20 protein-coding genes and 1 pseudogene are annotated in these 22502 nt (G+C 69.3%); 9 read left to right on the top strand and 12 right to left on the bottom strand.

Features of this window, described 5'->3' with window-relative positions:
* Positions 1-450 precede the first annotated feature (450 nt).
* Positions 451-1917, top strand: coding sequence for a COG1361 family protein (locus N8I87_RS43240; protein ID WP_263217342.1), 1467 nt, complete (start codon positions 451-453; stop codon positions 1915-1917).
* A 620-nt stretch (positions 1918-2537) separates the two neighbouring features.
* The gene (locus tag N8I87_RS43235) at positions 2538-3560 is read left to right on the top strand and encodes a winged helix-turn-helix domain-containing protein (RefSeq protein WP_263217339.1); all 1023 of its coding nucleotides are present in this window, start codon (positions 2538-2540) and stop codon (positions 3558-3560) included.
* A 3-nt stretch (positions 3561-3563) separates the two neighbouring features.
* Here the strand turns inward: N8I87_RS43235 and N8I87_RS43230 are convergent, their stop codons facing one another.
* From N8I87_RS43230 to N8I87_RS43185, 10 genes are all read right to left on the bottom strand, one after another.
* The gene (locus N8I87_RS43230) at positions 3564-5120 is read right to left on the bottom strand and encodes a chymotrypsin family serine protease (RefSeq protein WP_263217337.1); all 1557 of its coding nucleotides are present in this window, start codon (positions 5118-5120) and stop codon (positions 3564-3566) included.
* Positions 5117-5554, bottom strand: coding sequence for a peptidoglycan-binding domain-containing protein (locus N8I87_RS43225; protein WP_263217335.1), 438 nt, complete (start codon positions 5552-5554; stop codon positions 5117-5119). The genes N8I87_RS43230 and N8I87_RS43225 overlap by 4 nt, the downstream gene beginning before the upstream one ends.
* Before the next feature lie 474 nt (positions 5555-6028).
* Positions 6029-6901, bottom strand: coding sequence for a trypsin-like serine protease (locus N8I87_RS43220; RefSeq protein WP_263217334.1), 873 nt, complete (start codon positions 6899-6901; stop codon positions 6029-6031).
* A 219-nt stretch (positions 6902-7120) separates the two neighbouring features.
* Positions 7121-7345: a hypothetical protein gene (locus N8I87_RS43215; RefSeq protein WP_263217333.1), complete on the bottom strand. Its 225-nt coding sequence runs from the start codon at positions 7343-7345 to the stop codon at positions 7121-7123.
* A 96-nt stretch (positions 7346-7441) separates the two neighbouring features.
* The gene (locus tag N8I87_RS43210) at positions 7442-7984 is read right to left on the bottom strand and encodes a heme-binding beta-barrel domain-containing protein (RefSeq protein WP_263217332.1); all 543 of its coding nucleotides are present in this window, start codon (positions 7982-7984) and stop codon (positions 7442-7444) included.
* Positions 7985-8797: 813 nt separating this feature from the next.
* Positions 8798-9088, bottom strand: coding sequence for a cyclic nucleotide-binding domain-containing protein (locus N8I87_RS43205; RefSeq protein ID WP_263217399.1), 291 nt, complete (start codon positions 9086-9088; stop codon positions 8798-8800).
* 14 nt (positions 9089-9102) lie between these two features.
* Positions 9103-9555 carry a MarR family transcriptional regulator gene (locus tag N8I87_RS43200; RefSeq protein WP_263217331.1) on the bottom strand — a complete coding sequence of 151 codons (453 nt, stop codon included), beginning with the start codon at positions 9553-9555 and terminating at the stop codon, positions 9103-9105.
* 779 nt (positions 9556-10334) lie between these two features.
* Positions 10335-11384: a ParB/RepB/Spo0J family partition protein gene (locus N8I87_RS43195; protein WP_263217330.1), complete on the bottom strand. Its 1050-nt coding sequence runs from the start codon at positions 11382-11384 to the stop codon at positions 10335-10337.
* Positions 11381-12643: an AAA family ATPase gene (locus N8I87_RS43190; protein ID WP_263217329.1), complete on the bottom strand. Its 1263-nt coding sequence runs from the start codon at positions 12641-12643 to the stop codon at positions 11381-11383. Before N8I87_RS43190 ends, N8I87_RS43195 begins: the two co-directional genes overlap by 4 nt.
* A 214-nt stretch (positions 12644-12857) precedes the next feature.
* Positions 12858-13178, bottom strand: a complete 321-nt coding sequence (locus N8I87_RS43185; protein ID WP_263217327.1) for an acyl carrier protein — start codon at positions 13176-13178, stop codon at positions 12858-12860.
* A gap of 234 nt (positions 13179-13412) precedes the next feature.
* On the opposite strand from N8I87_RS43185, the gene N8I87_RS43180 reads away from it, so the two are divergent.
* Both N8I87_RS43180 and N8I87_RS43175 read left to right on the top strand, forming a co-directional pair.
* Complete coding sequence (locus tag N8I87_RS43180) at positions 13413-13961, top strand: YciI family protein (protein ID WP_263217324.1); 549 nt, start codon at positions 13413-13415, stop codon at positions 13959-13961.
* 13 nt (positions 13962-13974) lie between these two features.
* Positions 13975-14565: a hypothetical protein gene (locus tag N8I87_RS43175; RefSeq protein ID WP_263217323.1), complete on the top strand. Its 591-nt coding sequence runs from the start codon at positions 13975-13977 to the stop codon at positions 14563-14565.
* Positions 14566-14791: 226 nt separating this feature from the next.
* Here the strand turns inward: N8I87_RS43175 and N8I87_RS43170 are convergent, their stop codons facing one another.
* Positions 14792-15022 (bottom strand): hypothetical protein, encoded by a 231-nt coding sequence (locus tag N8I87_RS43170; protein ID WP_263217322.1) that lies wholly within the window; start codon positions 15020-15022, stop codon positions 14792-14794.
* Positions 15023-15052: 30 nt separating this feature from the next.
* Between N8I87_RS43170 and N8I87_RS43165 the strand changes: the two genes are divergently transcribed.
* The 4 genes and pseudogenes from N8I87_RS43165 to N8I87_RS43150 all read left to right on the top strand — a co-directional run bounded on the left by N8I87_RS43165 (position 15053) and on the right by N8I87_RS43150 (position 19564).
* Positions 15053-15928 (top strand): hypothetical protein, encoded by an 876-nt coding sequence (locus N8I87_RS43165; RefSeq protein ID WP_263217321.1) that lies wholly within the window; start codon positions 15053-15055, stop codon positions 15926-15928.
* 618 nt (positions 15929-16546) lie between these two features.
* Positions 16547-17658, top strand: a pseudogene (locus N8I87_RS43160) (bifunctional DNA primase/polymerase).
* On the top strand, positions 17655-19166 hold the full coding sequence (locus N8I87_RS43155) for a DNA primase family protein (RefSeq protein ID WP_263217320.1): 1512 nt from the start codon (positions 17655-17657) through the stop codon (positions 19164-19166). Before N8I87_RS43160 ends, N8I87_RS43155 begins: the two are co-directional and overlap by 4 nt.
* Entirely contained in the window at positions 19163-19564 is a 402-nt protein-coding gene (locus tag N8I87_RS43150; protein ID WP_263217319.1) for a DUF6009 family protein, read from the top strand. The genes N8I87_RS43155 and N8I87_RS43150 overlap by 4 nt, the downstream gene beginning before the upstream one ends.
* A 426-nt stretch (positions 19565-19990) precedes the next feature.
* Here N8I87_RS43150 and N8I87_RS43145 read toward each other — a convergent pair whose 3' ends face one another.
* Positions 19991-20935 (bottom strand): ScbA/BarX family gamma-butyrolactone biosynthesis protein, encoded by a 945-nt coding sequence (locus tag N8I87_RS43145; protein ID WP_263217317.1) that lies wholly within the window; start codon positions 20933-20935, stop codon positions 19991-19993.
* A gap of 301 nt (positions 20936-21236) precedes the next feature.
* Here N8I87_RS43145 and N8I87_RS43140 point away from each other — a divergent pair, with 301 nt between their 5' ends.
* The gene (locus N8I87_RS43140) at positions 21237-22472 is read left to right on the top strand and encodes a cytochrome P450 family protein (protein WP_263217315.1); all 1236 of its coding nucleotides are present in this window, start codon (positions 21237-21239) and stop codon (positions 22470-22472) included.
* Positions 22473-22502 lie beyond the last annotated feature (30 nt).

The raw sequence follows: 22502 nt of genomic DNA, 5'->3' as shown, positions 1-22502 counted from the left end.
CGCCCCCGCGGCGAGCCACCACCGCGTGCCGCCGGTCGGCCGATCCGCACGGCCACGAGCGCGATCGCCGCCCACGCCAGCACTTCGTACGGCGTCGTGTCGGCGACGTGCCCGCTGCCCGGCAGCACGGGCATGGTGCCCGTCGCGAGCGACTCATAGGGATCCAGCCGAGGCACCGCCGACACAGCTGAATGGAAGACGGAAACCCCTCCTCAGCAACTAAGGCGCGCGCAGAGTCCGTTGCACCGACAAGTGCAAAGTGCACGCGGCAGGTGACGATCAAGACACCCGTGACCGTGGCGAGGCGTGGTCGTGATCTCGACTTGGCAGGGTGGCCACATGAACACTTTGCGGCGGGACCGTCACCCCCGCAGGAGCTCGAGTCGGGAAACGAGCCCGGTCATCCGTGTGTGCAAGGCTGCCGTCGGCCTACTGCTCACGCTGGCCGCCATGACGTCCGTCCTCTCCGGATGCTCCTCAAGCGGGGCAGCCGACGTGAAGCTGGTCGTTCCCTCGGTCTTCTACGTTTCCCGCGATCCACAACAGGCCGTATCCGACCTGCGGGTCGAAGAGAGAGCCGGCCGAGCGACGGTCAGACTGAGGGTGACCTTCGCCGCCGGTGATCTGAAGGGCATCGTCACCGTCAAGCAGGCGCTCGATGCATGTGTCGTCCACTTGCCCGTCTACCACTGCGACACACAGGCGGGTCCGACAGGCGGAGGGGGCATCCAGGCCTTCCACCTGAGTCCCGCGAAAGGCGCGAAGCCCGGCGACTCCGCGGTGCTGCGCTACCGCGTGACCGCGCCCGGCCTGCCGCCCGTCAGCGGCCACTCCCTCATCGTGGTCGGCAGACCGAAGCTCCGGGTCACGCTTCACCCCGATCCGGGCCCGGTGGAACCTGGCGGGAGCCTGGCGGTCCGGCTGACCGTACGCAACGTCGGCGACGTGCCCGCCCGCGGGGTGGCCCTGCGCATGGAAGCACGCGACGGCATCACCCTGACCGACCGGCACCGCAACTGCCGCTATCGAGGCGGCACTTCGGCGTGGTGTCGGCTCCTCGCGGACGACGTCGTCATTCCGCCCGGCCGGTCGTACGGCCTCGGTGCCCGCGAGCACTTGCGGACCGCACGGGATGCCACCTATCCGACCGTCAACTTCAGTGCTGATGCCATCGGCACCGACTACGTGCCCCCGGCCGAGATCGCATCGAGGTACCGGCCCGGCAACGGGCCTCCACTGCATCTCGTTCCGGCCTCCGAGGCCGACGCCGGTGCGACGAGCACAGTCGACGACGATCCACAGGTTCTCCACGTGACCGTCCACAACCAGAGCGAGCTGGCCGCGGTCGCCGACACCGCGCGCGGCCCCATCGGCAGTCTCACCACCGTGCGGATCGGCGTGCGCAACAACGGTCCCGGTTCGCTGACGGCAGCGGTGAAGGTCGTCTTCGCGGTGCCCGAGGGCACCACTGTCATGGCGTCGCCGTACAGCTTCGAACGCGACGAGGAGGTGATCGACCAGGACTGCCGGGCCGTCACCACCGACGGCACGCCACTTGCGGAGGCCTCCGCCAGGCAGCCGAGTGCCAGACGGTACGTGTGCACGGCGCGCGTCAAAGCGGTGGGGACCACGACGACGTTCCCGTTCACTCTGCGCATCGACAAGGACAGCGCCGACGGCAGCGGCCGGGTCACGGTCTCGGACAGCGACCCGAAACGCCCCAGCGGCGACACCGAGCCGGCTGATGACGCGGCGCACGTCGTTGTGTCCGTGTGGCCGGGGCCGGCCTGGGCCACCCCCGGCTTCTACATCGCCGCTGCCGTCGTCATCCCGCTGCTCAGCCTCGCCGTCGCCCTGTACGTGCGGCGCCGAAGGCTCTTCCGCCGCCACGAAGAGATGACACCCGCCGGAAGGTGAGGCGGACGCGGAGCCTGGAATGCCCCAACTCGCCGCGGCGAGGTTGTCCTCGGCGAGGACGTGCAGGGGCACACTGTCGGGAGCGGTCGATCAGGCCGCGAGCAGCTCGGCGACCAGGCGGACGGCCTCTGGCACCTCGACGTGGTCGTCCGGTGTGGCCCCGAAGTGCGCGCCGGCGGGCGTCACGACGGCGGATCCGGTACAGGCCTCTGCCGATCCTGCACTCCGCAGCCGTGGTCTTGGTCGTGCAGAGACGACAGTCCGTGCCGTGATCGAGGAGCGCGGGGTAAGCGCGTGTGGCGGCGCATGTGCGGCAGGCCCGTAGGAACGCAGTCGTACCGCTCTGTTTGAGCAGGTGCTCGCCGAGGCCTGTAGCGGTCTGGGCGGTCAGGCGCTCGCCGCCCCCATGCACTCGGCGCCACGGCGTCGCGCGTCTTTTGGGGCCGGCTCGACACTCGGCCCGGCGGCGGGCGCGACGGACGATCCGAAGGCCGGTGCGGGGGCGTCTGGCGGGCCATCTGTCTTGGGCCGGGGGCAGGGGAATGTCCGGTGTCGTCGCAGACCGTACTCTTCGGGGGCGTCGGCCGGGGGCGGCCGTTTCGGGGGAATCGGGGGCCGCCATGCTCAGGCTGCATTTCACGAGGGACGATCTGGTGCGGACGAGCGTCGCACCCGGACCCGACGTCCTGTGGGAACTCGTCCTCGGCGCGACTCTACTGGGCAGTCGTCAGGGCCGGGCGGTCTTCGACCCGTGGCGTCAGCAGGCCCTGAGCGGCCTGCGTCGGCTACCCGCCTGGCAGCCCCGACTGCTGCGCTCCCTCGCCCCGCCCAGGGGCGACTTCCCCGACTTCCTCACCCCACGCATGGCCGGAAGCGACCTCGACAGTGGCCTCGACATGGTGCTGTCCACGCCGCGGCGCACGCTGCGCACCGACATACGGGTCCTCGGCCGTCAGCCCTCGTGGGCGGGTGGGATCGCCACCGGCGACGGCGAGGCGCTCAACGCGCTCGGCGCCGCCCTGCGCGCCTGTCACCAGAGTCTGATCGCCCCGGTGTGGCCGCGGATCCAGGCCCATGTGGAGGCCGATCGGGCGCTGCGGGCGCGCTCGCTGCTGGACGGCGGCCCAGAGGGGCTACTGGCCGGATTCGGTCCCACGCTGCGCTGGAAGTCACCGGTTCTGGAGGCCGACTACCCGGTGACCCGTGACATCTTCCTGGACGGGCGCGGGCTGCTGCTGATCCCGTCGGTGTTCTGCTGGCGCACCCCGGTCACCCTCATCGATCCCTCGCTGCCGCCGGTGCTGGTGTATCCGATCGGCCGCGGTCCCGGCTGGTGGGCGGGGGCCGGACAGCAGGACGGCGCCGCCCGTCGGAACGGTCTGGACGCGCTGCTGGGGCGGACCAGGGCGGCGGCGCTGCGGGCGGTGGAGGACGGCTGCACCACGGGCGAGCTGGCCCGACGGCTGGGGATCTCGGCCCCGACGGCCAGTGAGCACGCCTGCGTGCTGCGGGAGGCGGGGCTGATCGGCTCGCTCCGGCATCGCAACACCGTGCTGCACGCGCTCACGCCGCTCGGGACGGCGCTGCTGTCGGAGAACCCCTACCGGCCGGGCCGCAGGGCGGTCCGGCCGGTAGGGGTGTGACGGTCAGCCGGTGGACGACGTGATCACGCGGTAGGTCGCGCCCGCGACGTTGTCCGTGTAGCGGTAGATCGTGCTGATCGGAACGTAGTTGTTGATCTCGCCCGAGTAGCACGGGCCCGTCCGGGACTGGTAGCTGCCCTCCAGGATTCCGTATGCAGTCTTGTCGATCTGGCTGAACAGCGGGCCACCGCTGTCACCCTTGCGGGCGCAGATGTCGGTCCAGATGCCGACGCCGTCCTTCGGTGAGATGACCTTGCCGCAGCGCGTTCCGACCAGGTAGCCGTCGCCGGCGCCACTGTCGTAGGACTCGGGGTAGTTCGAGGAGTCCGACCCGGTGCCGGTGGCACACGCGACCCAGCCGGGGTTGATCTCACTGAAGTTGTGGTAGCCGGTGATCCACTGGTCGGCCGTGGTCGCCTGGGTGCCGCACGGCGTGTCCGAGTCGCTGTCCTGGCCGCCGTTGCGGCAGTACTTCATCACCCGGTTCTTCCCGGAGAAGTTGTCCAGCCAGGTCTGCGAGTAACTGCCGCTGATGTACGGCAGCATGACGAAGTCGTACGGATACGAGTTGACCTCGAGGGCGGCGTTCGGCGCGTGCTGCTTCAGGATCGGGTAGCCGTTGTGGTTGATGTACGTGTTGTTGGTCTTCCCGGCCACGCAGTGACCGGCGGTCAGCACCCAGGCCCAGTTGTTGTAGGTGGTGCCGCCCTTGGAGCGGATGTTGAAGCCGGAGGTGCAGCCGCCCCAGGTGCCGTTGTCACGCTTGATGTTCAGGCGGAGTCCGCCGCGCATGGGCCCGTACTTGGTGGAGCAGTACAGCGGGTGGCAGTAGCCCCAGTCCACGTACGGAGTGAAGGCCTGCTGGGGCTGGTCGAGCCGGCGCTCCTCCACCAGCCCGCGCGGCTGCGCCGCCAACGCGGCACGGCCGCGGGCCAGTTCGTGCGCGACGGCGTCGGTCCGCGCCGCGGCGGTCGCCGCGGGACGCCCCGTCAGGTTGGACAGCTTGTTCCATGTTCCTGACCGCTTGGCGTCGGCCACCCAGTCGCGCCGCCACAGCACGACCTTGTTCTCCATCATCGACACCGCCGGGATGAAGAGCGAGTCGGGACCGCCGCCGACCGTCCGCTCGAGGCGGGATACGATCCCGTCGAGCTCGGCCCGGGAGTGAGTGACGGTCCTCGTGCGCACATGGGACCTGTCCGCCAGGGCCCGGATGTAGGGCGCGACGGCGGAGCCGCTGGTGGTGAGGACCCTCAAAACGCCGCCGTGGTCCTGGTCCAGCCACATTCCGGCGTACGCCCCCGGCCGCTCCTTCCTGAGCTTCTTGTCCAGGATCTGTGCGTCGGCCTGCAGTTGCAGCCGGCGCAGCGCCTCGGCGTCGGAGACGTGGTAGGTCTCCTTCAGGTACGCCACGGACTCGCGCACCGCGTCCGGATCGAGTCGCGTGTGCCGTGCCCCCTGCGTGTCGTCCGCCGCTGTGCCGGGCGCAGCCTGCGCCCACGTGGCGCACAGGATCATGGTCAGTACGGCCGCGGCGAGGGCCAGGATGCGCGGCCTCATGCGTCCACCCACAGGCACGTCGTCCCGGACCACCAGCCGCGGGTGATGGCGAAGGCGTGCCGGGTGTGCGGTCCGTAGACGCCGTCGGCCGTGGTACCGGCCGCGTACTGGGCCTTCTTGAGCGCGTTGTAGGTGTTGGTGCCGAAGATCCCGTCGACCGTGAGCTGGGCACCGATCTTGTCGGCGAAACAGTGGTTCAGCTCAGTCTGGAGGTTCTTCACCGCGGAGCTCACAACGCCCTTGACCATGTTGCAGTCGAGGTTCTGTGTGCCCCCGGAGTTGTACGACGGGATCTTGATGGGCCCCGCGTCACCGGTCCAGGCGTCCCCCACTCCGTTGCATGTGGGCGTGGCCGCAGACGCCTGTTCGGCAACTGTCACCCCCAGTCCCAGCGCGACCGCGGTGATTGTCGCCACCGCGAGTAGTCGTCTCATGGGCCGTCCCTCCCTTGCCTCGCCTGCGCGGAATGCACAGCGACGATGGCAGGAGGCCGAGGCGCCGGGCGACCACCTTCGGGCAGTGCCGAAAGACCCAGGTGACGGGGCGCGAGTGGCTGTTCTTGGTGTCCTGGGTCATGACGATTCGACGGTGCCCGCATGTTCGGGTCCGGGTTGCGGGCCGGCCGGCGGCGGGCCGCCGGAGCGGTCGCGGCAGATGACCTCGATTCCGGGATGAGCCCGAAGCCACGGAGCCGGGGTAGCGGCGTCACGTCCAGGCAGCAAGTCCAGGACCTGCTGAGTCTCGGCGTCGATCAGCGCGGGCGATGGGAGTTTCACGAACGGCGACAGGAAGGCGCGGGCGCCGACCGCTCTCGGCTCCGGAGAGGTCGCTCCGTCCCCGTCAAACCTCATCGCCGATTCCCCGTCGCCAGCACCTTGTGTACCGGGCGGGCGACGGGTCGGCGCGGGCTATGGGAGTTTCACGAACGGCGACAGGAAGGCGCGGGCGCCGGGGGTGTCCAGGCGGTACGTCACGTTCGTCGCGTAGCACGGGGTGTCACCGGTGATGGTGGTGGCGGCCAGGACGTTCTTGCCGCCGAACACCGCGAAGTTGGGGCCGCCCGAATCGCCATAGCAGGCACCGCCGTTGCCCTGCGAAGCGGTCATCGCCAGGCGTACCCAGGAGTCGTTGAGGGCGTCGAAGGTGACGGGCGCCTTCATGCGGACGCCGCCGCCGGGGTGGGTCTGCCCGCCGGGGCCGTTGGCGGCTTCCTGGGTGCCGTATCCGGCAACGAACCAGTCGGTGGCGTTCAGACCCTGTGGGCCGAGTGCGCCGAGTTGGTTCGTGGTGGGCAGGGTGGCTGGGGTGAAGGCCCAGCGGGCCTTCACCTTCGCGGCGGGCAGTTCGATCACCGAGATGTCGTGGGGGTCGGAGGCGGGCCCGGGGAAGCCGGGGTGGCTGTGGGCGGTGCCCTGGACGGCGACGGCCCCCGCCTGGGCTGCCGGGTCGCCGGGGTACTTCTGGGCGGCGGCGTCGAGGCCGGCCTGCACGTCCTGGTCGAGCGACACGTAGAACTTCACATTGTCCGGCCAGTCGGTGGTGCAGTGCGCGGCGGTCAGGAAGGTGTCCGCGTCGATCATGGTGCCGGAGCAGACCCAGTCGACCCGGTCCGGGGTCGCGGGGTCGCCGTCGTTGTCCCAGGTGGCCACGAGCGCGCCGACCTCGGTGCGTTCGGGAGCGGGCACAGCGTTATACGAGTTGATGGCCGAGGACGGCATCGCCGTGGCGAGCACGGCCGCACAGGCCGCCGCGGTGACGGCGGTGGCGCGTATGGCTGACAAAAGAACGAACCCTTCTCCAGGTGAGCTTGGGTGTTCTCCTGTGGGGGATGCGCCCAGTGAAGCGCCTCGGAGCGGCCGGGACAAGCGCCTGCTCGTTCCTCCAGGGTTTTCCCTACGGACGATCAGCTCGCCGTGCCGAGAGCCACCCGCACGTTGGGACCGGTGGAGCGTCGTTGCGTCACGTGCCGAATCGGGCCACGCCGCCGAGGGATCGGACTGCTACAGCCGGTAGGGCGCTTCTCCTACGGGCACGGTCCGCCGCCGCCTGAACTCCGCCTGAACGCCGCGCAGGACGAGAAGAGGCAGAGCCGCCGGCTCCGGCCACGGGCCGGTGTCCTTCAACTGCCGTACCAGGAGACCCATCTGAGCCGACGGGGACCTGGGGACAGGACGAGTGAGGTGTTCGATGGCGGCATCGTCGAGGCTGTTGCCGATGTCGGCCATCGTGGGTGCCCTCCCCTGCTGTCCGGCCTTCGTGGTGTTGTCCGGTCGCGGAACGCAAGGATCGGCAGTGAAGTCACGGTGCCGGCGAGGTACTGCCTACCGCGTGCGTCGCAGGGTTGCCGAGAGATGGTGCTGTAGCGGCCGGCCGACGGCCGCGAGGTCGTGAACGAACGTGAGTGTGTCGTTGTCGGTCAGGGTGTAGCGGCGGCGGGTGGCGTTGACTACCTTGGCAGTGGGTGTGAGGGCCACCTCGTGAGTGGAGAGATCGACCGTCTCCTGTGCCGCCTGGCCGACCGCGATCTCGGCGACGCCGGTGGGCTGGGTGATCAGTGCCTCCACCCGACCGTCGGGCTGAAGCCGCCACCATCCGCTCTCCCGAGCCGCCGGGCGCAGCGGCGCGCCGTCGGCGTCGAGCAGCCAGGCCCGGGCCTCGTAGCGGAGGAAGGGGCGGCCGTCGTGGCTGAAGGTGACTTCCTGTGCGTATGTGAAGTCCCCGGCGAGCGTTGGGTATCCCCCTTGGCCCCGGCCGTGCCATGTGCCCAGGAAACCGAGCACGGGCGCGAGCAGTGCGTGCGGTGTGGGCGCGTCGTCCGGCCAGTGGGCGTCGGGGTACGGGTGCTCCGGTGCGGGGTCGTACACGTTCGCGCTCCTTGGGTTGTGCCGGTGCCAGTGCCGGGCGAAAGCCTAGGCGGCCATCTCCTCGGCGACGGGCAGGGCGGTCACTCCGGTGTTCAGCGCGCGGCGGAGCGGGTGGCGGGCTGGAAGCGGGGGGAGACCGCCTCCATCAGCGGCTTGCGCTGTGTCTTCCGGACGGCGGCGATGCGCCGCTCTCCATCTGACCCGGTCAGATACCCCTCCCCTGCCTCAGGAGCCCATCCGGTCGCTATTACGGCGTAATAGACCCTCGCTCCCGGTGGCTTCCCCAGCTCATCGAGCCGATAGCCCCAGACAGGCCGTTTGCAACGGGGTGGAAGCCGGGGTGCGTGCGCGGACTCCACCCCGTACCTCGCTGTCTCGGTACGGGCATGCAGCCTGGTTGAGGCGGCACAGACGGTGCTGACCCGAGCCGCCGATCTCGCCCTGGCCGATGCTGGGCAGCACCCAGCGGCTGCCCGCCTCCACTTTCCTGACCGTCTTCACCGTCGCCCCCGGGCGCCTCTCGGTTCTACCGCCCGCCACTCACTCTCTGGCCGGACGTCGCGCGGAACGGCTGCCTATCGACACACCGCGCGGAACTCCTCCTCCCCCGCTCCCCCGTTGAGACAGCCGTCGAACTGGTCACCGGCCTACGGCTCGCGGCTCAGTAGCGCCGCCAATGCGTCCGAGGCGCCTGCGCCTGATGCGCAGTCGAAGCGGGCGCAGACATTGACGGTGATGCACTGAGGGGCGTCCTGGTGGACTTGGCTGATGAACTTCAGGTCAATCAGCCAAGTCCACCAGGACGGGGTCGGGTCAGGTCGCCCGGCGCAGTGGTACGACGACCTCCTCGCCGGTGGCCTTGGGGCTCAGGCGGTAGTAGCGGATGTGGCCTAGGCGCTCGGACTCCTCCAGCCAGCCGGACTCGACGATCTGGCGGCGGGTGCGGGAGAAGACGGTGGGCGACATGCCGAGGACGTCGGCCAGCTCGGCGGCCGTCTTGCTGACCGTGCCGGCACGGTCCGTGGGGTGCGCGGCGTAGAGCATCAGGATCAGGCGCTGGTTGGCGGGCAGGCCGGCGGTGTGTTCCAGCAGGCGGAGGGTCATGTCCTTGGTGTTGTTCACTTTGCCTCCCACCGTGCAGGGGTTGACTCGTCGAATCCGGGGATGTCCGGCGGGTTGCAGGTCTTGATGGCTTCGCGCTGTTCGATCCCAGTCCCGTGAAAAGCAATGTACGGGCTGATCCGGTAGAAGTTGTAGTTTCCGATGCGGCCGCGGACGATCAGGATGCGGTGCTTGGCCAACTTCCGGTTGACCTTCCCCACGGCATCGGTGGACATGCCGACCCGCTGGCCGATGTCCGCGCCGGTGGCCTTGAGGGGCTCCATGCCTTCCGGTGACACTCCGATCCACCACAGGACGAGGAACTTCTGGCTGGGCGTGAAGGCCCTGCTCTCGGTGATCGCCTCCACCCGAGCCTTGTCGACCTGGGTGTGCCTGCCGGAGAAGGCGTACGGCGCATAGGGGACGATCTCGCCGGTGTCAGCGTCCAGCAGTCTGCGCGCTGTTCCCAACAGGGCCTCCGAGGCTGGTTGCTGAAACGTTCATGAGGGCGGCTTCCAGGCCGACCTCATGAACTTAACGTACATGAACAAGAAGTCGATGAGCCCTGCCCGGAGGGACGTGTCGCTGGACTTCTCGACCGGATCTCGAGTGCCGCCCGGACGGCGTGAAAGGCGGTTTTCTGGGCCGCCTTCATGAACGTGAAGTCAATCTGCCACGTTCCTAGGATCGTTGGCCCACGATCCCTCAGACCGTGTGTACGTTCCTAGGAACTGCCTGGCAGTTCCTAGGAACTGGGTCGGGGGTAGCGTTCTCGCAGGTCAGCGTGGGTTTGGGGGGTGCACGCTCTCTTACTTGAAGCTGAGGCCGTCTTCGGTTGCCGCGCAGGCGGCGGGTGGTGGGGGGTCAGGTTGCAGTGAAGTGCGGGTAGTTCGGGGAAATGGTTGTTGCGGCTCGGCTTGGCGTAGCTCCTCGAGGAGGTGTTACCCGTCTCCCTTTTCGTGCTGCCCATGCCACCCCTTCTGGACCTCAGCTTCCGAAAGTCAGCCACAACGGCGGGTGTGCCGAACGGGCAGGCGCGCGTGTGTTTCCATCAACCACTCCCCCGGCTCAGCCACGTTTGCGTTGTTCCGGGCGGGGGGTGGGACGGGCCGCGGGTGGGCGCGGGGAGAGCCGCAGGTGTGGGTTGGGGGCTACTCCCCCGGTTCTCCGTGGGCTATTACGGCGTAATAGGTCGTAGGTAGAGCGAGGGGCCCCTGCCTTGGTCGGCAGGGGCCCCTCGCTGTGGTGGTCAGTTGTCGGCGGTCGCGCGTTGTCGCTGGTGTTCGTTGAGGATGCTGAGCATCTTGTCGAACTCCGTGTCCGTCATCTTGCGGATGAGGTGCATGGCTAGGAAGGCGCCGTCGTCGTAAGGGAGTTTCGGGGGGTTCGAGGGGTCGGAGCGGGGTTCGGGGACCAGGGCGTCCGCTTCGACGGTGGGTGTGGGGTTGGGTTGTGGTTCGGGGGCGGGGTCGGGTTGTGGCTTGGGGGCCGTGTCTTCTATTACGTCGTAATGGGTGGGGGGTTCGGGCTTGGGCTCCGGTGGGGTGGTTGCCGGGCGTTTGCCTGGCTTCTGTGGGGGGCGCTCGGCCTCCTTGCGGGCTCGTTCCGCCTTCAGTTCCTCCAGGGCCGTCTCCTGCTGGTCGGCCGGCTTGTTGCCGACCGCGCGCAGGAGGTCGATGGGGTCGTGGCCGATGCGGGACTGGAGTTCGGGGGTGAGGCTCAGGAGGGCCAGGCGCTGGGAGACCCAGCCCTGGGAACGGTGGAGGCGCTTGGCGAGGGCCGTCTGGCTGCCGTGGATGGCCAGGAGGCGGTTGAGGGCCTTGGCCTCGTCGAGCTCGTCGAGGTCCTGTCGGTGGATGTTGGCGACCAGGGCCGACTCGAGGAGTTCCTCGGAGGTACTCCCCTGGTCGTCGCTGACCATGACCTTGACGGTGGCCAGGCCTGCTTCGCGGGCGGCGGCCAGACGGCTGCTGCCGTCGATTACGACGTAATAGGTGTCGGCCTCGAGGTCGGCCTCGCGCTCGGGGTTGGCCTTGATGTAGGTGTCGCGGTTCATGACCGTGATCGCCTGCTTCTGGCCGTGCGTGTTGAGGCTGCCCGCGAGCTCGGTCAGGTCGCCGAGGCTGGAACGGGGGTTGTCGGGGTTCGGGCTGATGCGGTGGGTGGGGAGCTCGGTGGGCGGGGCGACTCCGTCGGTGGGGACTCCGGTGGCCGCGGCCACGGCTGCGCGGCGGGCGCTGACCGGTCGTGCCGAGGCTCCGAACCGGCCGGCACCCAGCTGCTCGGCCTTCTTCGTCATGAGATCTCCCGGGCCAGGGCGCGCATGCTGACGGCCTGCTGGGACTTGGGGGCGTAGGACAACAACGGCTGCTTCATGCGGACTGCTTCTTTTTGTTCCTTCAGGTCCCCGACGAGGCCCACCACCCGCGGATCCTTTATGTCCACCCAGCCCTGGAGGGAGGAGGTGGCGATGTAGCCGCGGCGGCCGTCGTAGAGGTTGACGACGATGCCCAGGTAGTCGATTTCGAGGGAGAGGTCTGCGCGCAGGTCCTCGATCTGGGTGGTGAGGAGTTCGTAGGCGTCGGCGGAGCTGTCCTCGGCCTGGACGACGACGAGGGCTCCGGACTGGCCGGGCTTCTCGTTGTCGCGGCGGCGGCCGTAGTAGGCGGCGGCGTCCATGCTGAGGCCGAGGCTGGGCGGGCAGTCGATGAGGATGACGTCGTAGTCGGCTTCCAGGGGGGCCAGGGCCCGTTCGAGAGCGGCTTCCCGGGCTCTTACGGCCGAGAGGCGCACGTCGAGGAGGAAGGCGTCGTTGCAGCCGGGGAGAAGGTGCAGGCGGCCGTCGAAGTTGTCGTCGTCGATGGAGACGATGAGGTCGCGGAGGTCTCCCTTGGAGTCGCCCGCCATATGGTTGGTGAGGCTGTCGCCGTTCATCGGCACGGGGGTTGCGCCGAGCTGGTTGGTGAGGTGGCACTGGGGGTCGAAGTCGACCAGGAGGACGCGCATGCCGAGGCCGGGGAGGCTCTCGACGTCCAGCGGGTCGTCGGTCATGGTCTCGGGCTCATCGGTCTCGACGGCACGGAGGGCGGCGACCAACTGCTTGGCCACGCGGACCGGGTGGAGCTTGTTGGGGTCCTCGGCCATCGCCTCGCCGGTGCCCGCGGTGATGGCGGTCTTGCCGACGCCACCCTTCTGGTTGCAGACGACGATGCGGCGGGTGACGGCCGGGCGTACGACGTCGGGGGCGGGGTTGGTGTCGAGCCAGAGCCTGACGGACTGGGCGAGGCCCTGGATGAGGGAGACCCCGCGATCGGTGGCCGTGCGCTTGAACTCGTCCCACTGGCCCTGGGGGAGGAAGGTGGAGAAGGAGTCGGCACCTGAGGTGTCGACGGGTTCCAGGGCGGAGGCGAGGGCGCACCAGGCAGTGATGCCCTCCTCGACGGCGCTCTGGATCTCGAGGCCGTGCTGGGCGGCCCTGACTTTGAGGTCCTGCCGGAGCCAACCCGGCAGCTTGGAGACGACCTTCTCGCGGTCACTGGAGGTGGCTGGAGAACTCATGGGGGCTACCTTACTAACGTGCTTGATCAAAATCTCGTCCGACACGTTAGTTAGGGAAAGTTGGCCGGTCCCAGTGGGGGGCAGAGGGTGCGTGGGCGTCGTACCAAGACGTATTACGGCGTAATAGCCGGGGCGGGATCAACGGGACGCCCGGGCTATTACGCCGTAATGGGGTGGGGCAGTGATGGAGTGGGGGAGTGGCGAGTGGGCGGCGTCAGGCGATGGCCCAGGGGCTAGGGCCCTGGGGGGCGCGGCGGGAGGCAGGGCGCAAGGTGTCCCAGGCGGGCTGGAGCGCGGCCGAGACGATGCCCCACAGCTGACCGGCGGTCAGGCTGCGGACGGGTACGACGACCTGGCCGGCGAGGCTGATACCGAACGAGGACTCCAGTGCGCTGACGATGCCGATGAGGGCCAGGGAGTCCAGGCCGTAGGTCTCCAGAGGCTCATCGGCCACGGGCGCCTTGTCCTTGCCCAGCCCGGGCAGGCCGCGCTGGAGGACGGTCTCGAACGTCGAGTTCCACGGTGCTGAGGCCATCGGCGGGCTTCCTTCCGGCTGCCGGGCGGGTGTGACGCGTTTCCGCGAGCAGCCTGACCGGGGGGACTTGAGTCCGCGTGGACGGGCGCTCAGGTGCTCAGGTGCTCAGGCGTTGAGCGGGGTGGGTGGGGGAGGGGGCGGCTCTATTACGTCGTAATAGCCCTGAGGCTGTCGGGTGGCCAGTGCTGTGAAACCCGCTCGACCCGGTCGCCTCCCTGAAGAGAGGCTGTGGGTATGGAGTTCCTCTGCTACCACCGCGACAGGCCCGGCTCCCTGCCGTTGCGCGACGAACTGCTGGAAGAGCACTGGTCCTACATGGACCGGTATGCCAAGGAGATGATCGCCCGGGGTCCGACCTTCGCCGACGACGACACCGTCACCGGAAGCTTGCACATCCTCGATCTGCCCGATGCCGCCGCCGCTCGTGCGTTCGCCTTCGAGGAACCGAACTATCAGGCAGGCGTCTACCGGGACGTGCTGCTGCGGCGGTGGCGCAACATGCTGGGGCGCACCATGTGGGACTTCCCCGGTGGCCGGAGCGGCGGCAGCCGGTACCTGGTCCTCGGACTCGGTACGGGGCAGGCCGCCGACCTCGCGGTGCCGCCCGATCAGGAGGAGCTGATCGCCTACGGGCCGCTGCTGTCCGACGACGGCGCCGCCTGGCTGGGCACGGCGGCGTTGGTCCGGGCGCCCGATCCAAAGACGGCGCGCGCCATCCTGACGGCGGAGCGGTACGCCGATATCGAGGTGCACGACTGGGAGTTCGGCGGGCGGCGGTCATGACCGGGGGCGCCTGGTGATCGCTCAGCCGTTGCCACCCAACGGACTGAACACAGGGCCCATCTCGACCGGGCCGGCCTGGGCCCTGCTCGGGGCCGGCGCGGTGGTCGTCCTCACGGCCGGCGTGGCGGCCGCGCTGACGCGGCGGGAGCCCACTGCCAAGCGCCTGACCAACTGGCTGTTCGGGCTAGGACTGACCATGTGCGCCGTAGGTGGACTCGTGCTGCTGGGCGAGGCCTTCGAGGAACAGGAGGCAAGCGATGGGCTGCATGCGGCCGGTCGCCGGATCATCGGCGAGGCGCTGGACTCGGCCCGCAGCTGTGACCCCGCCTCCGCGCAACCGACCTTCGTCTATCCGAGCCAACCCGGGTCCGGCGGCGCGGCCACATACGTTCCGTCGCCGTGCAGCACCTCGCCGCGCGACGTCACGCTGGACTCGTCGGTGGTGACCTCCGACAGCGTGTACGAGGCGCGGGCAGAGGACTCCTTCGACAAGAGCGGGCACGTGACCGTGACCGATTCCGACAGCGGCAAGCAGGTCTGCGCCACCATCCCGGACACGGCGGACGACACCGGCTCTGTTGTCGACGGCCCGTGTCGGGGGTAGGGCCGGGGGTAGGGCCGGGGGCTATTACGGCGTAATAGCCCCCGTGTCCGCCGCTCGGATGATGCGGCTGGGCACCTTGTGCGGGTGTCCCGTCCAGCTGCCTGAACGGCGTTACTCTCGCACGCAACGAAGGAGGGCGCATGTCGGGCAAGGCTGGACGAATGGTCATCGTCTGCATGCTCGCCCTGTCGGGTGCTTTTGTGGTCGTCGGCTGCCGCGACTCCGATCACAAGCCGGACACCAGTCCCTCCGCCGGCACCCCGGAGGCGTCGCCGACGACGACATCGCCGTCCTTGTCCGGCACGGCCCAAGTCCCCTCGCCGAGGCCGGCGTCGTCGTCTGCGGGCGGCACCGCTGTCCCGTCGCCGCCGCCGCCCCCTACATGCACCGACTGCGACCATGACGACGGTCCCAGCCTCGCCCCGTCCGCCACGCCGCCGTCTCCCGCGGCTCCCATCGCTCCCGAAGTGTCTCCCCCTGAGGGCACGTGAGTGAGCCCATGGAGGACCTGGCGCCCCAGCCCGGACGGACAGGTGTCGGGAGCCGGCCGACGGGCCCCACGGCACTCCTCAAGACCGTCATCGCGCAGGCATCCGTCATCGCCGCGCTGATGTTCTATCTGGGGGCGATGTATAGCAGTCAGTACTACGGCTACTTCCATCTCTCGATCTACTCCCTCGACTTCGGCTTCGCCCCGCTGGTGCTCCAGAGCCTGAAGCTGCTGCGGTCTCCGGTTCTCGTGGCTGTCGTCCTCGTCCTGATCGCGGCGACCGCTCCCTGGTACGTCATGCGGCGTCCGCTGTCCGGGCAGCCTGCTCAACGGGCTCTCGCTGCCCTGGCTCCGGTAGCACGGGTCTACCCGGTGGTCCTGGCGGCCGGGCTGGTGCTGCTGGTCTTCTGGTCACGGATCCAGCCGTACGAATGGGCCGCCCCGCTCACGCTCGCGGTCGGATTCCTGCTGGGCCTGGTCGCACATGCCGAGGGCAGCCGGCCAGGGGGAGCGGGCCGTTGGGGCCTGCTCTTCTTCGCCGCCGCCGTCTGCCTGTTCTGGGCGCTCACCGAGACCGCGTTGCAACTCGGGGAGAAGGACGCCAGGGTCCGCGCCAGTCGTGTGCAGAGCTGGCCCAGCGTGATGCTCCTCAGCACCCGGCCGCTGAGCCTGCCCCCGCCCGGGGTCCAGGAGGAGAAGTTTGCTCGCAAGGACCTGCGGATGCCGTACCGCTATACGGGACTGCGGCTCCTGATCGAACGCGGCGGCCGCTACTACGTCGTTCCCGTCGACTGGAAGGCCAGGACCGATCCGGTCTACGTCATCCACGAGAGCGACGACCTCTGGGTCGGGCTCGGACCGGGCGTCCAGTGACCAGAGCCTGGGCAGGACCAGAAGCAGGACCAGAGCCCGGGCGGGGGCAGCTACTGAAGCGACCGAAGCGACTGTGGGACCAGGTTGGGTGCGGGGTCCCGGTGGTGGGGGAGGGGTGGTGGGTCCAGGTTCGCTGCAGGGTCGCTTGAGTCGCTGCGTGCGTTCAGTCGCTGCCCGAATCGGGGGTTCATGTGGTGGGGGCGTGGACAGCGACTGAAGAGGAGCGACTGAGAGTCGCTTGAGTCGCCTTCGGTCGCTGAAGGAAAAGGCCTGGTCAGGCGGGGATTCATGGGTGAAACAGCGACTGAAGCGACCGAAGGTCCGGGTATATGAAGGCTAACGCGCGTGCGCGTGTGCGCGTGTGTACGTCATATATAGGGACCTTGAGTCGCTTCAGTCGCTGTTTTGGGGTGTGGGTACCCTTTGACCTGCGACTTCGTTGAGCGACTGAGACAGCGACCGAAGTGGCTTGAGTCGCTGGAGGATTTGCGTTCAGTCGCTGGAGCGACTCGGCGACACACGCAGGGTTTTTTGTTTTCCCTGTGTCCCCTTCTGTCTGCGTGGTTCGCTAATCTGTCTCAGTCGTTGAGTCGCTTCAGTCGCTGATGGGGGATGTGGATGCCTGCTGAGCTGCGGGTTCCGCGCAGCGACTCAAGGCAGCCGTCTCCCGAGCCGCGCGATGCCGCCAGATCGCTGGCAACGGCACGCTGGTGCGTCGGCCGGGGCTGGCCCGTCCACCCGCTGGCGCCGGGGCGCAAGACGCCCGCGGGCAACTGCGAGGCCTGCCGCGAGCCCGGGCACACCCACCGGGACTGCGGCTGCCCGGCCGCCGGGCGCTGGTGCCACGGGTTCCACGCCGCCACCCTCGACTACGCCAGGGTCGAGCAGTGGTGGGGGGCCAACCCGCGTTTCGGCGTGGGAATCGCCTGCGGGCCCGCGAGTCTGGTCGTCGTGGACATCGACGCGCACGCCCAGGAACTGCCCGGGCGGGACCGGCTGCTGCCGGGCATCGAGATCTCCGCCGGTGTCGATCTGACCGGGCTCGCCAACGGCTTCCATACGATGGGTGTGCTGGCCGCTCTGCGTGGCGAGCAAAGCCCCGCGGACGACGAGAACACCCTGCGCGTGCGCACGCCCTCCGGGGGCCTGCACGTCTGGTACCGGGCCCAGGGCGGACAGCGCTGGCAGTGCTCCACCGGGTCGGGCGGGGGCCGTTCGCTGGCCTGGCAGGTCGACGTACGGGCGCACGGCGGGTACATCGTCGCCCCGGGCACCGTGACCGCGGCAGGGGTGTACGAGCCTGTCGGGCCGGTGCGGGAGCCCGCGCCGCTGCCGGGCTGGCTGGCCCGCGAGCTGGAGCGCACCGGGCATCTGCCGCCCGCGCACGTGCCCGTGCCGCGCCCGGTGCCGCCACGGGCCCGGCAGGCCGTGCTGGCCGCCGGGGAGGGCACGCGGCCGCGGGGCGGGCCCTGAGCGCCGTACTGGCCGAAGTGGCCGCCTGTGCCGCCGTGTCCGAAGGGGCGGGCTTCTCGGAGAAACTCAACCGGGCCGCCTACACCGCCGGGGGACTGGTCGCCGCCGGGCACTTGACCGAGGAGGAGGCCGAGCGGGTGCTGGACGAGGCCGCAGAGCATGCCCGGCCGGGGCAGCAGCGGCGCTACCGCGCCATCATCCGTTCCGGTCTGAGCGCCGGCCGGCAGCGTCCGTTGTCCCCGGGAGGCCGCGCGTGACCCCCGACGACAACGCGCTCTTCGACGCCCAGGCGGTCGCCGCGCAGATCCTCGCCCAGCCCGGCGCCCAGCTGCCCCGGCAGGCCGTCGAGCCCCGGCACGGCACGGGCGGGGACGGGGAGGCCACTGCTGACGGGCTGCTGCCGGACACCCTCAGCGACCGTGGCAACGCCAAACTGTTCGTCAAGCTGTACTCCAACGACTACCGGCACGTGCCCGGCCTCGGCTGGTACCGCTGGGACAGCACCCGCTGGCAGATCGACGAGGACGACACGGTGATGTGGGCCGCGGGGGACCTGGCCGAGTCCCTGGCGACCGACGACCCGCGCGGCGCCCACAGCGCCTCGGCGCTGCAGCAGCACCGCCGGCGCGCGCTGAGCACCAGTGGCATGAACGCGATGCTCACCCAGGCCAGGTCCGCGCCGGGCATGGTGCTCAACGCCGCTCGGCTGGACGCCGACCCCTACGCGCTGTGCACCCCGGCCGGCATCGTCGACCTGCGCACCGGTCTGATCCGTACGCCCGACCCGGACAAGGACTTCCACTCCCGCTCCACCACCGCGGGCCCGCAGGCGATGCCGACCCCGCGCTGGGACCGGTTCCTCACCGACACCTTCGGCGACGGGCCCGAGGGCGCGGAAATGATCGACTTCCTGCATCTGCTGCTGGGCTACTCCATCACCGGGGACGTCGGCGGCCAGGTGATGCCGTTCCTGTTCGGCTCCGGCAAGAACGGCAAGTCGGTGCTCCTGGACGTGCTGATGAAGCTCGTCGGCGACTACGCGGACGCCGCGCCGCCCGGGTTCCTGATGGCCCGGCCCTACGAGGGGCATCCGACCGACCTGGCCGAGCTGCACGGGCGGCGGGTCATCGTGTGCAGCGAGGTCAAGCCGGGGGACCGGTTCGACGAGGCGCGGGTGAAGCTGCTGACCGGCGGCGACCGGATCAAGGCGCGGCGGATGCGGCAGGACTTCTTCAGCTTCCAGCCCACCCACAAGCTCTGGCTGCTCGGCAACCACCGGCCCGAGGTGGGCACCGGCGGCTTCGCCTTCTGGCGCCGGATGCGGCTGATCCCGTTCGAGCGGGTCGTGTCCGACGACCGCAAGATCGACAACCTGGCGGACATGCTGGTCACCGAGGAAGGGCCGGGCATCCTCAACTGGCTGATCCTGGGCGCCCGCCGCTATCTGAGGGGCGAGAAGGACCTCGCCGGTCCGGAGCGGGTGCGCATCGCCACCACCGCGTACGCGGAGACCGAGGACCACACCGGGCGGTTCCTGTCGGAGGAGTGCTGTATCGGGCCGGATCTGAGAGCGGAACAGGCCCAGCTCTACGCGGCCTACAAGACGTGGTGTCAAAATGAGGGGGCTCCGGCGATATCGTCCCGGGCCTTCGCGGCGCGGGTCCGAGAGGTGGTGGGGCTGGCGTCTCCGAAGGAGATGATCCTGTCCAACCAGCGCAAGTACTACCCGGGCATCGGACTGGTCGCCGACGAGGAGACAGCATGAGCGCCCTCATAGGAGAGGACGAGATCATCCACGAGGTCGACTTCGTCTGGCTCGAGGACATCACGGAACTGGACTACGTACGCCAGAGTCTGGACCGGTTGCCCACCCGCAAGGGCAGGCCCGCCTACCACCGCGACGGACGTATGGTCGGCTACGCCCTGCTCGGTCCCAGCGCCAAGCCGTCGCGGTCCTCAGGCACCTTCCGGCGCCGGGTGTTCTGGCTGCTGCCGCACGACCGGGACGCCGTGCCCGACGGGCTGTACGCGACCGGGGCGCCGGCCGAGGCCGTGGACCCGCGCACGCTGGCACCGGGCAAGAAGGGGCGCAAGACGGAGCGTTCGGAGGGCGGACCGACCTCACCGGAGGTACGGGAGGGCGGGCTGACGCTGCCGCTGTAGGGCGGCGTTTGCCGACAGAGTCGTACCCCGGCCGGGCTATTACGCCGTAATAGGCGTCGTGGGCGGTCGCGGGGTGGGGTTCGGTCGGCGGTCGCGGTGCGGGCGGGGTCCGTACGACGGCCGCTGTCGCGGCGCATCCGGTACGCCCTCCCGTGCGGGGAGTCGGCCACGCGCACGTACCGCCGGGGGTCGGTCCGTGCGCGTGGCCGCGGTCGAGCCCGGTCGGCGATTGCCTGTCTCGGTACAACTCGCCCTGGCGACTGCCGCGTTAACAACAGACCTTCCGGTTTTAATCCTCTATGGGACGGGACCGCTGCACGCTAATGTGCACGTGCAGCGGACTTTCGGTCCGCTGCACGTCACTCAACGCAGGCCGCACGTCTCGTAGGCGGGGGAGTGGGTGTGACGATGCCGTGGCTGTCACCCTCATCCGACCGGTCCGGTGATCGTCGAGGTGAACACCGTCTCGTCGTCCTGACGGCCGGTGACCTCCACGGTCATCATTCCGCCGCTCTCGGGGGACACCCGCGTGATGTCGATCCAGCAGGGCCGGTCGAGTTCGACGTAGCGGCGGAACGAGCTGGACGCGCTGGCCGGAGTCATCGTCCGGGGCGCCACCAGGGCGGAGGCCGCCTGCCGTGCGCCCTCCAGCAGGACCATGCCGGGCAGATGGTCGTCGGCGTGGTCGAAGAGGATCGGGTGGTCGAGGCGCGGCGTGAGCAGCCAGCTGGTGGGCGAGTCGGTGGCTGTCAGCACCACATCGGCAGTGGAGCCGCGGCCCACGGTCGCCGGTGGGAGCGGGGCGCGGTCCGCCTGGATGTCGAAGGCGGGGCCCGACCACGGCTTGCGGGCCGCGCGCAGCCGCTTGTAGACGCCCTGCTGGATCACGCAGAAGCTGCCGGAGCCGTGTGCCACCACGTTGCCCTGGCGCCGGATGGACAGCTCCAGCTGCAGCCAACTGGCCATGCCCCGGCGCCAGGTGACCTCCGTGCACCTGGCCTCGAGGTCGAAGTCCGTCGGGCTGAGCGCGATCCGCAGGTTCTGCAGGGCCGTCGTGTAGTTGATGTCGCCCAGCACGAAGCGGTGGTGGAGCGGCACGCCGAGCTCCGCGTGGGCGAGGAACATGCCGGCCTGGCGAAACGTCTCTGCGGTGAGCAGAGGATCGTGGCTGCTCCCGTCGGGGCTGGTGAAGAGTGTGTGCGCCCGGGGCCACTGACCCGTGAGGGAGAACCTCAGGTCGTCCTGGGCCGTGCAGCCCGTGAGGAAGACCTCCGCGAGGCTCGCGCGGTGGACGTATTCCCTGGGGACCGTCGTGGTGAGTCGAGGCAGTGCGGGCAGTTCGACTGTGCTCTGGCTGGTAGGCAGACCCATCGGAGACCCCCCGTCTTGAAGCTTTGTTCGACGACAGCTAATAAGATACGGACCTACCGGTTTTCTTCTATCGCCAGCCAGGTAAAGGATTGTTCAAGTGTCCGAAGAACGCTTGAACCATAGATTCCGTTTCTGTCGGTTTGATCCTGTATCAACTTCGATCGATCAAAGCGACGTTCGGTGCATTGAAGAACAAATCGACAGTCCTGACCGTTCCTTGATCTATGCGAGCGGTCAGTAAAAAAACCTTACCAGCGGTTTTCTTTACCCTTATGCTCGATCGTCGTTTTGGAGGCAGCAGGTGCAGAATCCGTCCGTTCCCGTGGTGCTCGACCCCTCCGGCCAGGACCTTCACGGCGAGGCGGCCCGGCTGAGGCGACTCGGCGCCGTCGTCCAAGTCGCCCTGCCGGGAGGCGTGCACGCCTGGTCGGTGAACCGGGGCGACCTGATCAAGCAGGTGCTGGCCGAGCCGCGGGTGTCCAAGGACGCCTACCGTCACTGGCCCGCGTGGATCAACGGCGAGGTCGACGACTCGTGGCCGCTGGCCATGTGGGTGTCGGTGCGCAGCATGCTCACCGCCTACGGCGAGGAGCACACCAGGCTGCGCAAGCTGGTCGCCGGCGCCTTCACCGCCCGGCGCACGGTGGACCTCAGACCACGCATAGCCGAGATCACCGATGAGCTGCTGACCCGGCTGGAAGGGCTGCCGTCGGCCCAACCCGTCGACATCCGCAAGGAGTTCGCCTACGAGCTGCCCATCCGGGTGATCTCCGAGACGCTCGGCCTGGACGCCCGTGAGCGCGACGACCTCCACCGGGTCACGGACGTGCTGTTCACCACCACCACGACTCCGGAGACGGCCCAGAAGAACCAGGCCGAGCTGTACGGGCTGATGAACGACCTCGTCGGGCGCAAGCGCGTCCACCCGGGCACCGATCTCACCAGCGCCCTGATCACCATGCGCGACGAGGACGGGGAGGGACTGACGGAGAAGGAACTCGTGGACACCCTCCTGCTGATCATCGGGGCGGGGCACGAGACGACCGTCAACCTCCTGGATCACGCCATCTGCGCCCTGCTCACCCATCCCGAGCAGCTCCGGCTGGTGCGGGAGGGGACCGTCACCTGGGAAGCGGTGGTCCACGAGACGCTGCGCTCCCAGGCACCGGTGGCCAACATCCTGCTCCGGTTCGCCGTCGAGGACCTCGACCTCGACGGCACCGTGATCCGCGCGGGGGAGCCGATCCTGCTCGCGCTCGCCGCCGCCGGCCGCGACCCCGGCGCACACGGACGCGACGCGGACACCTTCGACGCCACCCGCCCCACGCGCCACGAGCACTTCTCCTTCGGCCACGGCGTCCACCACTGCCTGGGCCGCCCGCTGGCCATGAGCGAGGCGACGATCGCGCTGCCCGCCCTCTTCGAGCGGTTCCCGCACCTCGAACTGGCCGTCGAGCCTCGCGAGCTGGGGCTGTTCGAGTCCTTCATATCCAGCGGCCACACGGAACTTCCGGTGCTGCTGTCACCCCGTTCATGAGCGCTGCCCGTCCCGCGACCACAGGGAGGT

The sequence above is a fragment of the Streptomyces sp. HUAS 15-9 genome, from assembly GCF_025642155.1.
Lineage (GTDB): Bacteria > Actinomycetota > Actinomycetes > Streptomycetales > Streptomycetaceae > Streptomyces.
The sequence above is the reverse complement of the archived record's forward strand: the minus strand, read 5'-3'. Positions and strand labels throughout refer to the sequence as shown.